Raw genomic sequence first — 16,822 nt, forward strand, 5'->3', positions numbered from 1 at the left:
TTTTAGTTGAATATTTTGACATAAAAAAACCGCCTTAAAAAATTAGATATTATGTCTAACTTTTTTAAGGCGGTACATTTTAAGAGGCCTTTTTTATTAATCATTATTTTTTGTAAGTGTATTAAATACAGACTCAATCATTTCCCACTCTTCATCAGTATCAATTGTTTTTAAATTTCCACCTTGTGGATCTGTAGGATCATCTCCATCTGGTAGTGCATAGGCTTCAATGTTAACTTCCTCATCTTCATCCTTACCAGCAGGATAAATCAAAATATATGACTTACCAAAATCTTCAGATTTAAAAGTGAACAAAACATCATATACTTCTTCTTTTCCATTTTCATCAACCATAGTAATTTGTTGTAATTCTTCTTGTTCTTTGCTCATTGTTAAAACTCCTTTTCATATTTTATCAATTTACCTTTTCTATCAAGATAACTCTGCAAAATGAGTTCAGACGCAACTTTATCAATAACCTTTTTTCTTTTTTCTCTAGAAGTATCCGCCTGTTCAATTAACATACGCTCAGCTTCAACAGTTGTCAATCTTTCATCTTCATAATCAACTGGTAAACCAAATTTATCTTTGAGCATATCACCATAAGCAATTGCTGCATCAACTCTAGGACCTGAAGTATTATTCATATTTTTAGGTAAACCCAAAACAAATCCAGTAACTTCATATTTTTTTACTAATTCAGCTACTCGATCTAAACGAAAATCTTTTTCGTCTTCATTTATGGAGATTATTTCTACACCTTGTGCAGTCCAACCTAATAAATCGCTAACTGAAACTCCAACTGTCCTTGAACCCACATCTAGCCCCATTAGTCTCATTTATTATTTATCCTCACTATTGTTATTTTTGTCTAAATAAAATTTAACTAATTCTTCGATGATTTCATCACGTTCATGACGTCTAATCAAATTTCTAGCATCGTTAAATCTTGGAATATAAGCAGGATCGCCAGATATAAGATAACCAACAATTTGATTATATGGATTATATCCCTTTTCTTCTAAGGACTTATAAACGAAAAGTAACGTATCATGAACATCCTTAGGTAAATCATTATTAAAATCAAAATACATTGTCTTATCTGAATTATTCACTGTTAACACCCCTTAAGAAAATTATTTAAAATTTTCTAACCATTTTTCAGAATCATTAATTGCATCTTGAAGACCTGCAGGGTTTTTACCACCAGCTTGAGCCAAGTTAGGACGGCCTCCACCGCCTCCATTAATATTAGAAGCGATTGCTTTAATTAAATCACCAGCTTTTACACCCTTTTTGATTGCTTCATCTGAAACTGCAACTAATAAGTTAGCTTTATCTTTATTACTTGTACCTAATACTAACACATCTGATACTTTTTTGTTACGCCAAGTATCTGCTAATTGTCTAAGTTGATCCATCCCTGAAACCTTAATAACTCCAGCTATTAAATTAAATTGACCAACTACCTTAGCATTATCAAAAATTGATGAAGCTTGTTGACTAGCAATTTTACTTTCTAAGCTAGCTTGCTTTTGTTCTAAATCTTTAATTTGCTTTTGCAATAATTCAATACGATTAGGAACATCTTGAACTTGATTTACTTTTAATAAATCTGATGCCTTATTTAATGTTTTTTCTTGTGAATTAAGATATTTAAAAGCATCTTCAGATGTAACAGCTTCAATTCTTCTAACTCCTGCACCAACACCTGATTCAGATGTAATCTTAAATAGGCCAAGCTCATTTGTATTTTTAACGTGATTACCACCACAAAATTCGACAGAAAAATCGCCGGCACTAACTACACGAACTTTATCACCATATTTGCTATCAAATAAAGCAATTGCTCCCATCTTTTTACCAGTTTCTTGATTGGTTTCAATAGTTGTAACTGGTAATTCTTTAAAGATTTGATCATTAACCATATCTTCTACTTTTTGTAGATTTTCTTTTGTAACTGAACCAAAGTGAGTAAAATCAAATCTTAGATAATTAGGTTCAACTAACGAACCAGCTTGGTGTGTATGATCACCTAAAATATTCTTTAAAGATTGGTCTAGTAAATGAGTAGCTGTATGATTTTTAGAAACCTTACTGTGGAATGCTTTATCCACTTCCAAGATATACTTATCATCTTTGTTAAGAGTATCTAAAACATCGATTGTGTGTAAGTTTTGTCCATTTGGTGCATGTTGAACGTCTTTAACTTTAGCGACAATCTTTCCGTCAGCATTTTTAATAGTTCCTTTATCAGCTACTTGACCACCCATTTCTGCATAGAATGGTGTTTTGTCAAAAATAACTTCTGCAACACCAGTATTAATAGTGTTAACTAATTTTTCATTAGACACAATATCTTTTAAAATTGCATCTTGCTCAGTTAAATTAGTATAGCCTGTATATTCACTAGGTGTTTTAATTTCAACTAATAAATCTCTTTGAACTCCCATAGATTTGGCATCTGAACGTGCGTTTCTAGCACGATCTTTTTGCTTTTTCATTTCAGCTTGGAATTCTTTATCATTAACTTCAAATCCAGCATCATTAACATATTCTTTAGTCATTTCAAATGGAAAACCATAAGTATCATATAACTTAAATGCATCTTTTCCAGAAACAACTTTACTTTCACTATTTTTAACATTAGCTATTAAATCATTTAACAATGACATACCATCGTTTAGTGTTTCATTAAAACGTTTTTCTTCAGAAGCAACAACTTTTTGAATAAAATCTTTTTGTTCTAAAACATTTGGATAGTATGATTGCATGATTTCACCAACTACTGGAACTAACTTGTAAAGGAAATCATCTTTAATACCTAATTTATGACCAGCTACAATTGCTCGACGAATTAAACGACGAATTACGTAACCTCTTCCTACATTTGATGGAAGTGCCCCATCACCAATGGCAAAAGTTATAGCTCTAGCATGGTCTGCAATAATCTTAAAGGATACGTCATATTCTTTACTATCACCATATTGAACATTACCTGAAAACTCTTCAGTTTTTTTAATAATTGGTAAAAATAAATCAGTTTCAAAATTAGTGGGTGCATCTTGGAAAATAGAAACTACTCGTTCTAGTCCCATTCCCGTATCAATGTTTTTACGAGGTAGAGGTTCATAAGTGCCATCAGGCTTATGATTAAATTGTGAAAACACAATATTCCAAACTTCCAAATAACGTTCATTTTCTCCACCAGGATAGTTTTCCGGATCGTCAGGTGCTAAGAAATCATATTTTTCTCCACGATCATAGAAAATTTCAGAGTCAGGACCTGAAGGGCCTTGACCAATATCCCAAAAGTTATCTTCAACTTCAATGATATGATCAGGAGCAACCCCCACTGATTCCCAATATTGCTTAGCATCTTTATCTTCTGGATAAACTGTCATATATAATTTTTCTTTATCCCAGCCAAACCAATCTTTAGATGTTAGTAATTCAAATGCCCATTCAATAGCTTCTTTTTTAAAGTAATCACCAACTGAAAAGTTTCCTAACATTTCAAATAAAGTTTGATGACGAGCAGTCTTACCAACATTTTCAATATCATTAGTACGAATACTTTTTTGTGAGCTGGTTAAACGTGGATTTGATGGTACTACACTACCATCAAAATACTTTTCCATAGTTGCAACACCTGAGTTAATCCACAATAACGATGGATCATCGTGTGGAATTAATGATGCACTAGGTTCGATGGTATGACCATGTTGCTTAAAAAAGTCTAAATACATAGCTCTAACTTGACTACTGCTTAATTTTTTCATAATAAAATTAGCCTCCATGAAAGTATAAAAAACACCGATGCTAGTAAAGACGCTTTCACGCGGTACCACTTTACTTGCAACGATGTTTTTCTCGTATACCTCTTTATGCTCGATAACGCTGAGCAGCGATTTGTAAGTATTGAGATAGCACTAATTAATTTTAAATCAATCTTTTCACCGACCAGATTGTCTCTGAGAAAATAAAATCAATTAGCATGTTCTCTTTTTATATAGGTAAAGTATAAAATTAAATAAAAAAAGTGTCAATTACTAACGATAACGTTGTGAACTTTTTTTCTTCATCTTACGTTTTTGCTTATTGTCAGCTCTTAATTGTATACGACGTTTCATTTCATCGTTTTCCTTAATTGCTCGTTTAATTTTATTCTTATATCCGGGCTTTACATTACGTTTCTTCTTTTTAATCATTCCAATCATACTTGGATCTAATTTATCATGACCCTTACGATGATTTTTTCTTCGATTGCGATCATAAGTGTCAACTAATTCGCCATTACGTAAATCTTTAGGTTGGAACTTAATTCCCATTTTTTCCAAATCATCAATGCTGTCTTCTTCATCTGGCTCATACAAAGTAATAGCAGTACCAGGTAATCCTTTACGACCAGTTCTACCTACTCGATGTATAAAGTATTCCAAATCTTCTGGAATATCATCATTAATAACGTCAGAAACTCCGTCAATATCGATACCTCGAGCTGCTAAATCTGTAGCTACTACGTATTGAAAGTCCAAATTTTGAATTTGTTTCATCATGCGTTTACGTTCACGAGGATGCATTCCACCTTGAATCATCCCTACCTTAAGCCCTTGAGTTCTTAAGAAATCATATATTTCTTCCACTCTGGTTCGAGTATTAGCAAATATTAAAACTAAATATGGTTCACCTAAAGTAATAAGTTTATATATTAGTTCGTTTTTATCTTTTGACTTAGTTGAAATTAAATAATTATCAACAGTTGGACTAATAATTGCTTTGTTTGGAATATTTTCAACAAATGGATTTTCCATGTACTTCTTTAAAAATGGACGTAATTTTTGAGGAATTGTAGCTGAAAAAACCATCATTTGTAAATCTTTCCCAAAACTAGCAGCAATTTTATCAATTGTTTCTAAAAATCCTAAGTCTAGGGTCATATCAGCTTCATCAATAACTAATTGACTAGCTGTATGAATATCCAAAGCTTGAGATTTAATTAAATCCCAAATTCTACCTGGAGTTCCAATAATAATTTGTGGTTGTTCACGACCTAATTTATCTAATTGTCTTTTTTTATCAGTTCCACCAACATAATTAGCTAAATGAATGGTTTTATCACTGTGCTTAGATAATTGTTTAGCATTTTCATAAATTTGATATGCTAATTCACGACTAGGTGTAGTTATAACCGCTTGTACACTTTCGTTATCAGGATTAATCGAATTAAAAATTGGTAATAGGAAAGCATGCGTTTTACCACTACCAGTAGCAGATTGACCAACTACATTACGTTTGTTTAAGATTTCTGGAATTAATTTTTCCTGAATTTTTGTTGGTTCTTGGAACTTTAGCTCTTCCAAGGCGTTCATTAAAAATGGCTTTAATTTAAATTCTTTAAAACTGGCCATAAATTATTCTCCTTTAGCATTCAAAACAACTTCATTTAATTGTTTAATGGCTTCTTTTATTTCATCATCATCTTTGGCTATCGCACCACTAGCTAGAGGATGGCCACCACCACCAAAACGTTTAGCTAGTTCGTTAATTACAGGACCTTTAGATCTTAGACGGATTCGATATGTTCCATCTTTTTGTTGGACAAAAATAGCCCAAGCTTTAACAGCATTAATGTTACCTGGTAATGGAACAACAGCTGATGTGCTATCATCACCAAGTTCGAATGGTTCTAAGACATCATTACTTAATACAATATATGCAGCTCCACTATCCATGATTTCAATGTTTTGATAAACATATGCGGATAATCTAGCAAGTGGAATATCAATTTCTGACTCAATTTGATTAACATCATTAGTTGAAAAATCTAATTTAGCCAATCCAGCTGCGACTTGAAAAGTATGTGCAGTAGTGGAAGGATATTTAAATCTTCCAGTATCACCAACGATACCTGCATATAATAAACGTCCTGCTTCATCGTTAATCTTTAAGCCATCCGAGTTATTATATAAATCATAGATAAGTTCAGACGTACTAGATGCATCTTCATGGATCCACATAATATCACCAAACTGATCATCATTAGGATGATGATCAATCTTTATCATTTTTTTACCTTTATCGTAACGCTCATCATCTACTCTAGGTTGATTAGCAGTATCACAAACTATAACTAATGCTTTACTATAGACATCATCGTCAATTTCATCGGTTTCTCCTAGCCAATCAAATCCATGATATTGTTTTCCTACACAATATACTTTCTTAGATGGGAATGAAGCTTTTATGATATTAGCCAATCCCATTTGTGATCCAATAGCATCAGGATCAGGTCGTTGATGACGATGAATAATAATTGTATCAAAGTCTTCAATCGATTGTACAATTGATTTTATAATTTCACTATCATTTTTATTAAGCAATATGTTCATTTCCTTTTTCAATGTTATTTCTAAAGATTAATTATAGCATATCGTAATTTATAAAATAAAAAACCTAGATATCAAATACCTAGGTTTTTATATTATTTGCTTGATGTTTCTTCGTCTTTTTTATCTGATTCTGAAGCAACTTCAGCTGGTGATTGTTGAGATACACTAGCAATAGCATTTAAATCAAAAGTAAGAAAAATACCATCACAGTCTAAAGAAACTGTCTTCTTATCTTGATCAATAGCATCTACAACTCCATGTAAACGTCCGATGGTAACAACATGGTCACCTTTTTTTAACTGACGTAAAGTTTCAGCATGCTTTTGTTGTTGTTTCTTTTGGGGTCTAATCATCATAAAGTACATTAAAGCAAATAGTACAACTATAAAAGCTAAACTCATGTAATTCATTCTGTTCACTCCTTCTATACAGTATAACTTTATCAGATTGTATAGCTATAGTCTACTGATAAAAATAATTAATTAATTATTTTTAGGATATGGAAAATTCAAATGTTTATATCCCTTTTCAGTAACTACCCTTCCTCGTGGTGTTCTTTTAATAAATCCAATTTGTAACAAATATGGTTCATACATTTCAGCAATAGTTTCGTTTTCCTCACCTATATTAGCTGCTAAAGTATTCAAACCAACCGGACCACCATTATAATATTCAATCATTGTAGATAAAAGTTTTAAATCTGTATGATCTAAGCCTTTTCCGTCAATCTCTAGCGTCTTTAAAGCTTTATTTACAATTGCAATATCAATATTATCATGATCATAAACTTGTGAAAAATCACGAACTCGCTTCAGCAATCGATTAGCAATTCTTGGAGTTCCTCTGGAACGATCAGCAATTTCATGTGCACCTTCATCCATAATATCAACATTGAAAACTGAGGCTGAACGTTTAATAATTTTCATTAAATCATCTGTATTGTAATATCGCATATGCTCAACTATTCCAAAACGATCTCTTAATGGTGATGAAAGTAATCCTGCACGTGTAGTAGCACCAATTAATGTGAAGGGTGGCAATGGAAAATGAACTGGATGCGCAGTTGGACCTTGTCCAACTACAATATCTACATAAAAATCTTCCATTGCTGAGTACAACATTTCTTCAACCATTTTAGGTAAACGATGGATTTCATCAATAAATAAAATATCTCCGGGTTGCAGTTCATTTAATAATGCAACTAAATCTCCATTTTTTTCGATTGCAGGACCAGTAGTAGTTCGAATGTTGACGTCCATTTCATTAGCTATAACCATTGCTAATGTTGTTTTACCTAACCCTGGTGGTCCATATAATAAAACATGGTCTAAAGATTCACTTCTTTGTTTAGCGGCTTCAATGTAAATAGATAGTTCTTCTTTCAATGCATCTTGGCCAATATAATCAGATAAATATTGGGGACGTAAAGTTTTTTCAACAAACTTTTCATTATTACTCTTGCTATTGCCGGAAACGATTCGATTATCTTCCATCCGATTAAAATCCCCCTTCTGCGTTGAATAACTACATTAAAATTTTTAATCCAGCACTTAAATATTCATCTGTAGACATTTTAGTTTCTTTGGACAATACTTTTTTGACTTTTTCAACGTTAGTTTTAGTATATCCAAGTGCTATTAAAGCTTCTAAAGCATCTTTTAACTCTATGTTAGTTTCTGTACTATCAACAGTAACTTTTTCTGTTTCATTTTCAACATCGTTAGGGTAAATATCATCTAATTTACCCTTTAAGTCTAAAATAATTTGTTTAGCTGTTTTCTTACCAACGCCTGGAAATTTAGTTAGAAAAGTTACATTCTCAGTATTAATTGCATTAAGCAATTCTTTATGATCATTTCTAACTAAAATGGCTAACGCACTCTTAGGCCCGATGCCTGAAACATTAATTAATTTTTCAAAAATGGTTTTATCAGTTTTGCTATAAAAGCCATATATCATTTGAAAACTATCGGTCACTACTTGATGTACATAAATTTTTTGTAAATTATCTAAATCAACATTGTATCGATAAGGATCCGATACATATATTAAGTAACCTACACCATTCACATCTAAAACAATGTACTTAGGATTAATATCCACAATGTATCCATTTAGATATTCAAACATTTTTTAATTCATCCCATCTATTTAAATTTATTCCATAATATCGGTATGATGATTATCTTGTATACGTTTAAACATTTTTTCCATATCGGAATTAGAAAAGTGTACTAATACTGGTCGACCGTGTGGACAGTTAAATGGATTTTCCGCCTTACTTAACTTATCAATTAAAGCAATGGCTTGCTTTTTGTCTAAATGATGATTTGCTTTAATAGCTCGCTTACAACTCATCATAATAGCTGTCTTTAAGCGAAATTTACCTATCGATAACTTCTTATCATCTAAAATCCAATCAATCATTTCTTGAATAATTGACTTCTCTTGACCTTTTTTAAACCACGCTGGATGATGACGAATTATGAAACTATTAGAACCAAATTCTTCCAGTTCAATTCCTAAAGCATTTAATTTATCTATATTTTGATTAATTATTAAAGCATCAGAAGTTGAATAGTCCAGTACTATTGGAACTAGTAATTCTTGTTGACTAGCAGCTACTTCGCCAATCATTTTTCGATAATACTCATAATTAATTCTTTCCTGTGCAGCGTGTTGATCTAAAATATACATTCCATCTTTAGATTCAGCTAATAAATAAGTTCCGTGCATTTGACCAATATATAATAAGTTAGGAAAACGTCTTTCATTATCCTCATGTTGAATATTATCATTATGCTCATCAGAATGCTTTACAGTATGTTCGTAGTCATCAAAGATACCAACTGTTTCATTCGTATAACGAGTATCAAAATTTTTCATCATATCGGAATGTAAGTCTTCTTTTTGATAAATCATTACCGGTTGATGTTCTTTTACATTTTTTTCATCAGATGATTTATTCTGTTTTAATAATTTTTTATTATCATTAGAATTATTTTCGTCTTTAGCAAAATAATGAGTAGAAACATTATCTAATTGGAAACTTAGTTGGTCTGTATTTAAAGGCTTAGTTGATTTATTATTTGTTTTTTCATAAATGGCATCTGGTATTAAATTTTTAGGCTCCAAAGTTTTAAAAATAGTGTCTGATATTAAACTACATAACTGTTCTTCCTTACTAATTCGAACAGTTTGCTTAGTAGGATGGACATTAACGTCCAGTAAAAATGGATCTAAGTCAATTTTAATTACTGTCATTGGATAACGGCCAATCATCAATTTAGATCTATACCCTTCTAAAACTGACTTAGCAATATTATTGTTCTTAACATACCTACCGTTCATAATAATAGAGATATATTTTCTAGAAGCTCTTGTCATTTCGGGTAAACTAGTATAACCACTTATTTTAAAATCATAGTCGTTCATCGAAAACTTAATCATTTTTTTAACCGTATTAATTCCATAAATTCCGCCTATAACTTGTTGCAAATTACTACGGCCAGAAGTACGAACCAGTTCACGATTATTATGACGTAATGAAAATGATATATCTGAATGACCAAGAGAAATTTGGTTTACCACATCAGTTATTTTAGACAATTCTGTAGCTGGTGATTTCATATACTTAAGACGTGCTGGGGTATTGAAGAATAAATCAGATACTTCAACCGTTGTACCCTTTCTTGATTCTGCTGGAATACAATTTAATACCCTTCCACCTTTTATATCTATTTCCGTCCCATCACTACCAGTAGAAGTTTTAAGCTTTATATTCGATATAGATGCAATTGATGGTAAGGCTTCACCTCTAAAGCCAAGTGAACTAATTTTGAACAAATCTTTTCGATCATGAATTTTGCTGGTAGCGTGTCTTTTAAATGCTAACTTAACATCGTTGCTTTCAATTCCAGAACCATTATCAACTACTTTAATATACTGCAATCCAGCATCTTTAATATCGATATCAATTTCAGTACTACCCGCATCAATAGAATTTTCTATTAATTCTTTAACTACAGAAGCCGGTCGTTCAATAACTTCCCCAGCAGCTATTTGATCAGATAAAATTGATGATAGTTCATGAATCTTCGACATTATAGCACACCCCTATTTGTTTATTTCTTGTTTCCATTTATAAACTAAATTCATTACGTCCATCGGTGTTAGTGACATCAAATCAGCTTTCTTAATTTCTTCAATTACATCAGTATTTTTCAATTTATCAGCTTGTTGATTTGTTGTTACAGATTTTTGATTGAATAACTCTAGTTGATAATTATCTAAATCTACTTTAACATCATTTTTTTGATTATCGGATAAATCACTTGAATTATTATCAATACTTTTATCCTTAGATTCTAAGTGCGACAAAATATCACTAGCACGATTTAATAAATCGTCAGGCAATCCGGCTAGCTTAGCAACGTGAATTCCATAAGATTTGTCGGCAGCACCCTTTTCTACTTTATGCAAAAATACTAAATTGCCATCTTTTTCAGTTGCTCCCACATGCACATTTTGTAAATTTTTTAAAGATTTATCTAGAGCTGTAAGTTCATGGTAATGTGTAGAAAATAAAGTTTTAGCATGCAGATTATCATGAACATATTCAATAATTGACTGTGCCAAAGCCATTCCATCATAAGTAGCTGTTCCACGACCAATTTCATCAAACAAAATCAAACTATTAGGAGTTGCATTTTCAATTGCTGCATTAGATTCTTTCATTTCAACCATGAAAGTACTTTCTCCAGAAATTAAATCATCAGCGGCACCAATTCGAGTAAATATCTGATCAAAAATTGGCATTAAAGCTGACTTAGCAGGTACAAAACAACCAATTTGCGACATTATAACTGTTAAAGCTAGTTGACGCATATAAGTACTTTTACCTGACATATTAGGACCTGTAATCAATAATACATTGGTTGTCGAATCCATTATTACACTATTTGGTACATAGGTTTGGCGTCCCAAGACTTTTTCCACTACTGGATGACGTCCATCAATAATTTTCAAATCGTGTTCATCATTTAATTTAGGTTTAATGAAATGATAATCTTCAGAAACCGTTGCAAAACTTTGTAGCACATCTAAGCTAGATACTAAATCTGCTAAGTTTTGAATTCTTTGAATGGCATCTTTAACGATGTCTCTAATTTGAGTAAATAAATTATATTCTAATGTTTTAGACTTATCTTGTGCTTCTAAGATCAACGCTTCAGTTTTCTTTAATTCAGGTGTAGAAAATCGTTCAGCATTCGTTAAAGTTTGTTTTCTTTCATACTTATTTTCAGGTAACTTATCCAAATTAGCTTTAGTAACTTCAATATAGTAACCAAAAACTCGATTAAATCCTATTTTTAAATTATTAATACCTGTAGCAACGCGTTCTTTTTGCTCAAGTTCAGCTAACCAATGTTTTCCATTAGTCATAGCATCACGGTATTTATCTAATTGATTATCATAATTAGATTTTATTACATTTCCTTCAGTCACTGAAATTGGCGACTCATCATTAATTGAACGTTCAATTAAATCAACAACATCATCAATTGGGTCAATTTGATTATAAAAGTCGCCAAATATATTGCTATCCAATTCACCAATTACGTGCTTTAACTTAGGAATTTGACTCAATGAGGATTTCAATTGAATCAAGTCACGACCATTAACACTCCCAAATGATACTTTCCCAGCTAGTCTTTCTAAATCATACACTTCAGTTAAAATTTCTCTAATTTGACTACGTTCAAAATAACTATCTAAAAATGCTTCCACAAATTTTTGACGTTTTAAAATGTCATCTTTGTTAATTAAAGGTCGATTTAACCAACGTTTAAGTTTTCTGCCTCCCATAGCAGTTTTAGTTTCGTCAAGTAGCCATAAAAGAGTACCACTTTTCTTACCAGTGCGAATGTTTTTATTAATCTCTAAATTGTATTGAGAGTTATGATCTAATTTTAAAAAGTGAGCAGGTTGATACTCAATAACCTTTTGCATGTGTGAAAGATTACGTTTTTGAGTATTTAAAATATAAGTTAAAAGTCGATTCAAAACATCTTTTTCTAACTCATTATTAATATCTTGTAATAAATAACTCATTTCAGATTTAACATCAATTGAATGTTGATATGAAATTAAAATTCCTACTTTTTTAAGTAAATCAATTAGACTTTGTGGCACTTTAGGACCTAAAACAATTTCTTTAGTTTGTAAACTTAAGGTTTCGTTTAAAACACTTGAATTATTATTTAAAATACTTACTTTTAACTCACCTGTAGATAAATCAGCATAGGCAAATCCATATTGACCATTTGCATAGGAAAGTGCCGTTAAGTAGTTGTTATTTTTAGCATTGTCTGCTCCAGAATCAGTCTTAGTACCTGGAGTTACTAGTTGAGTAATTGCACGTTTTACCATTCCTTTAGCTGATTTAGGATCTTCCATTTGTTCACAAATAGCAACTTTATAGCCCTTATCAATTAAAATATCAATATAGTTTTGAACTGCTCGATGAGGTACTCCACACATTGGAATAGGATTTTTCGATTTATGACTACGAGAAGTTAAGGTTAATTCTAATAATTGTGATCCTTTAACTGCATCTTCATTAAACATTTCATAAAAATCACCTAATCGATAAAATAAAAAAGCATCTGGATATTGGTCTTTTATTTTTTGATATTGCTGCATCATAGGTGTTAGTTTACTTTTGTCTGTCAATTTAAATCTACCTTTCAACTAATTTTGATATGGTCGATCAGGATTAATCATAATTGTATTAATATGTGTAGCTTTTCCATCATTATTAATATCGATAACACATCCCGAAAGGATACCGCCTCCATCTTCTTCAACTTCAAATCGAGTAGGCATTTGTGTTTTAAAGCGATGAATAATATTTTTATATTTCATCCCTAAAACACCATCATATGGTCCACACATTCCAACATCTGTTAAAAATGCTGTACCATTACTTAAAATTCGATAGTCATTTGTTTGTACATGGGTATGTGTTCCAACTAAAGCTGATATTCTTCCATCTAAGTACATTGCCATTGCTTGTTTTTCGCTTGTAGTTTCAGCATGAAAATCAACAAATATGATATCTACTTGATTCTCTATTTGGTCCAGTAATTGATCAATTCTTTGAAATGGATCATCTAATGGGTCCATAAAAATTCTACCTTGTAAGTTAATAACCGCCATTTTTTTACCATTAATATTAACAATTGTATAACCATTTCCAGGTACATTCTTGCCTGGAAAATTTAAAGGACGAATTAAATTGGAAGTTTGAGAAATAAAACTAAATATTTCTTCATTATTCCAAGCATGATTACCTAAAGTTATTACATCAGCACCTGCAGACATAATCTGTTTATATACTTTTTTATTAATTCCTCGACCAAACGAAGTAGCGTTTTCTCCATTCACAATAGTTATTTGTGGTTTTAAATCTTTTTTTAAAGTAGGTAAATATTCATTAATCATTTTTACACCAATATTTCCTACAACATCACCAATAAATAAAACTTTCATGTTTTCCCCTATCTTTATTCATAATAACTATTATTTTACACTGTTTCTATAAAAATAAAAAAGGCCCTAAAAGACCTTTTTTACTTAGCATATTCAATTGATCTAACTTCACGTATAATTGTAACTTTAATATGTCCAGGATATTCCATATCCTTTTCAATTTTATTCTTAATATTGTGAGCTAAAACTACGGATTGAGTATCTGAAACCTTGTCAGATTTAACAATAACTCTAATTTCTCTACCCGCTTGAATAGCATAGCTTTTCTTAACATCATCAAAACTATCACTAATATTTTCCAGGCTCTCTAAGCGATGAACAAAACTTTCTAGTGATTTGCTCTTAGCTCCGGGTCTAGAAATAGCAATTTTGTTAGCGACTGAAACTAATTCCGAAATAATATATTTCGGTTTTTTAGCCTCATCTTCACATGCGATAGAATCAATAATTGTACTACTCTCATTGTATTTCTTGGCTAAATCGATACCAATTTCAATATGAGATCCATCAGTCTCATTATTGGTAGCTCTACCAATTTCGTGTAATAATCCTGCGCGTTTTGCTAATGTAACATCCTCACCAAGTTCAGCAGCTAATATTCCAGACAACTTTGCAACTTCGATTGAATGACTTAAAATGTTTCTTCCACGATAAATTTTAAATTTAAGTTGTCCAATTAGTTTGACCATTTCAGGATTTATAGAATGAATTCCTAAATCAAAGGTAACTTCTTCACCAATTTCTTGAATTTTATTAGAAAGATCTTTTTTACTCTTAGAAACCATTTCTTCAATTCGAGCCGGATGAATACGACCATCTTTAATAAGACCTTCTAAAGCCATCTTGGCTACTTCTCTTCTAATAGGATCAAAACCACTTAAAACAACTGCTTCTGGAGTATCATCAATTACTAAGTCAATTCCGGTTAACGTTTCAAAAGTACGAATATTTCGACCTTCGCGTCCAATAATTCTACCTTTCATATCATCATTAGGAAGATTTACAACTGATACAGTTGTTTCAGAAACTACGTCAGCAGCACATTGTTGAATTGCTTCAACTATTAAGTCTTTAGCGTTATCAGTAGCAGTTTTTTGAGCTTTATTATAACTATCTTTAATAATTTTAGCTCTTTCATCAGCTAGTTCTGACCTAGTTTCATTTAGCATAAGTTCTTTAGCTTCTTCTTTAGACAAAGCAGAAATTCTTTCTAACTCGGTTTGTCGTTGCTGGACAAGTGATTCCGCTTTTTGTTGCAGTTTATCTAGATTTTGTTGATCAGCAGTTAATTTATGTTCTTTACGGCTTAAAGCATCGTCACGTTTATCAAATGCATTATCTTTTCGATCTAAAGCATCTTCACGTTGAATTAAACGATCTTCTTGTTTTTGAAGTTCATTACGACGTTCTTTAAGTTCCTTTTCAACATTAGCTCGATAAGCACTACTCTTTTCCTTAGCTTCTAAAATAGCTTCTTTAGCTGAGGTATTAGCTTGATGTTTAGCTTTTTCTAAAATATCTTTAGCATTAGTATGTGCTTCATCCAAGCGTTTATTAATTAACTTTTGATGTATAAAATATCCTAATACAAAACCACAAACAATAGCGATGATTGCGAGGATTAAATTGGAAATACCCATTATTTCACCTCCGCATCATCAAAAATAATATATAAGATCATATTTTTAAGATGTCATTTAAATTATTAACACTATTACATTTTAAGTTTTAGCACGAGCGCTGTCAACTTATGTATCACACTTAATTAAAAGTAGCTAAAGCAAAATAAAAAGAATGGAATTAAATTCCATTCTTTTTATTTTTTATCGTCTTTTTTAGAGTTATTACTTTTAGGTGCTTCAGAATCTTTTTTAGACTCAGTATCTTCTTCCATTCCATAAGCAACTCTAACTTTGTGGTTAATTTCTTGTTCAATTTCAGGATTATCTGCTAGATATTGTTTAGCATTTTCACGACCTTGACCAATTCTAGCTTCACCATAAGAATACCATGATCCAGACTTATTAATGATGTCTTTGTCAACAGCCATATCAACTAGTTCACCTGTTTGTGAAACACCATGTCCATACATTATGTCTACTTCAGCACGTTTAAAAGGAGGAGCTACCTTATTTTTAGCAACTTTAATTTTAGTACGGTTACCAATAATATCAGTGCCATCTTTTATTTGTTCAGCTCTACGAATCTCTAATCTGATTGTAGAATAGAATTTAAGTGCTCGTCCACCAGGAGTTGTTTCAGGATTACCAAACATCACACCAACTTTTTCACGAATCTGATTAATAAATAAAGCAATTGTTTTAGTTTTATTTATTGAACCTGAAAGTTTTCTTAATGCTTGTGACATTAGCCTAGCCTGCAATCCAACGTGAGCATCACCCATTTCACCTTCAATTTCAGCTCTAGGTACTAATGCAGCAACTGAATCCACAACTACTATGTCAATAGCACCACTTGATACTAGGGCATCCGTAATTTGAAGACCTTGTTCACCTGTGTCAGGTTGTGACAATAATAAATCCTCAATGTTAACACCTAAATTAGTAGCATATACTGGATCTAAAGCATTTTCAGCATCTATATATGCAGCAGTGCCTCCACGTTTTTGTACTTCCGCTACAGCTTGTAAAGCAATGGTAGTTTTACCAGAACTTTCTGGGCCATATATTTCAACAATTCGACCTCTAGGATATCCACCGACACCCAAAGCATTATCCAATGCTAAAGACCCAGTAGGGATTGTAGAAATTCTAGTATCCCCACGATCGCCCATTCTCATTATGGAACCCTTACCAAATTCTTTTTCTATTCTTTTTAGAGCCCCATCTAAAGCAGCTTTACGTTCATCAGCCATT

14 protein-coding genes are annotated in these 16,822 nt (G+C 31.7%); all 14 read right to left on the bottom strand.

Annotation, left to right across the window (positions count from 1 at the left end):
• Positions 1-96: 96 nt before the first annotated feature.
• On the bottom strand, positions 97-390 hold the full coding sequence (locus K5Q11_RS00775) for a DUF1292 domain-containing protein (RefSeq protein WP_220750878.1): 294 nt from the start codon (positions 388-390) through the stop codon (positions 97-99).
• Between the two features lie 2 nt (positions 391-392).
• Positions 393-839: a Holliday junction resolvase RuvX gene (gene ruvX, locus K5Q11_RS00780; RefSeq protein WP_220750879.1), complete on the bottom strand. Its 447-nt coding sequence runs from the start codon at positions 837-839 to the stop codon at positions 393-395.
• A 3-nt stretch (positions 840-842) separates the two neighbouring features.
• Positions 843-1,115: an IreB family regulatory phosphoprotein gene (locus K5Q11_RS00785; RefSeq protein WP_220750880.1), complete on the bottom strand. Its 273-nt coding sequence runs from the start codon at positions 1,113-1,115 to the stop codon at positions 843-845.
• Between the two features lie 21 nt (positions 1,116-1,136).
• On the bottom strand, positions 1,137-3,782 hold the full coding sequence (gene alaS / locus K5Q11_RS00790) for an alanine--tRNA ligase (RefSeq protein WP_220750881.1): 2,646 nt from the start codon (positions 3,780-3,782) through the stop codon (positions 1,137-1,139).
• A gap of 270 nt (positions 3,783-4,052) precedes the next feature.
• A complete protein-coding gene (locus tag K5Q11_RS00795; RefSeq protein ID WP_220750882.1) occupies positions 4,053-5,411 on the bottom strand; it encodes a DEAD/DEAH box helicase in 1,359 nt (452 codons plus the stop codon).
• 3 nt (positions 5,412-5,414) lie between these two features.
• Positions 5,415-6,383, bottom strand: coding sequence for a DHH family phosphoesterase (locus K5Q11_RS00800; RefSeq protein ID WP_251067890.1), 969 nt, complete (start codon positions 6,381-6,383; stop codon positions 5,415-5,417).
• A gap of 101 nt (positions 6,384-6,484) precedes the next feature.
• Positions 6,485-6,802: a preprotein translocase subunit YajC gene (yajC, locus tag K5Q11_RS00805; protein WP_220728144.1), complete on the bottom strand. Its 318-nt coding sequence runs from the start codon at positions 6,800-6,802 to the stop codon at positions 6,485-6,487.
• Between the two features lie 72 nt (positions 6,803-6,874).
• Positions 6,875-7,885 carry a Holliday junction branch migration DNA helicase RuvB gene (ruvB, locus tag K5Q11_RS00810; RefSeq protein WP_220750883.1) on the bottom strand — a complete coding sequence of 337 codons (1,011 nt, stop codon included), beginning with the start codon at positions 7,883-7,885 and terminating at the stop codon, positions 6,875-6,877.
• A gap of 31 nt (positions 7,886-7,916) precedes the next feature.
• Positions 7,917-8,522: a Holliday junction branch migration protein RuvA gene (gene ruvA, locus K5Q11_RS00815; protein WP_220750884.1), complete on the bottom strand. Its 606-nt coding sequence runs from the start codon at positions 8,520-8,522 to the stop codon at positions 7,917-7,919.
• Positions 8,523-8,549: 27 nt separating this feature from the next.
• Positions 8,550-10,496: a DNA mismatch repair endonuclease MutL gene (mutL, locus tag K5Q11_RS00820; RefSeq protein WP_220750885.1), complete on the bottom strand. Its 1,947-nt coding sequence runs from the start codon at positions 10,494-10,496 to the stop codon at positions 8,550-8,552.
• 12 nt (positions 10,497-10,508) lie between these two features.
• Positions 10,509-13,127, bottom strand: a complete 2,619-nt coding sequence (gene mutS, locus K5Q11_RS00825; protein WP_220750886.1) for a DNA mismatch repair protein MutS — start codon at positions 13,125-13,127, stop codon at positions 10,509-10,511.
• Between the two features lie 18 nt (positions 13,128-13,145).
• Positions 13,146-13,946: a TIGR00282 family metallophosphoesterase gene (locus K5Q11_RS00830; RefSeq protein WP_220750887.1), complete on the bottom strand. Its 801-nt coding sequence runs from the start codon at positions 13,944-13,946 to the stop codon at positions 13,146-13,148.
• Between the two features lie 80 nt (positions 13,947-14,026).
• Positions 14,027-15,586: a ribonuclease Y gene (rny, locus tag K5Q11_RS00835; RefSeq protein ID WP_220750888.1), complete on the bottom strand. Its 1,560-nt coding sequence runs from the start codon at positions 15,584-15,586 to the stop codon at positions 14,027-14,029.
• A gap of 176 nt (positions 15,587-15,762) precedes the next feature.
• Positions 15,763-16,821, bottom strand: coding sequence for a recombinase RecA (gene recA, locus K5Q11_RS00840; RefSeq protein WP_220728151.1), 1,059 nt, complete (start codon positions 16,819-16,821; stop codon positions 15,763-15,765).
• Between the last annotated feature and the right edge of the window lies 1 nt (position 16,822).

This window comes from Apilactobacillus xinyiensis (genome assembly GCF_019656235.1).
GTDB lineage: Bacteria > Bacillota > Bacilli > Lactobacillales > Lactobacillaceae > Apilactobacillus > Apilactobacillus xinyiensis.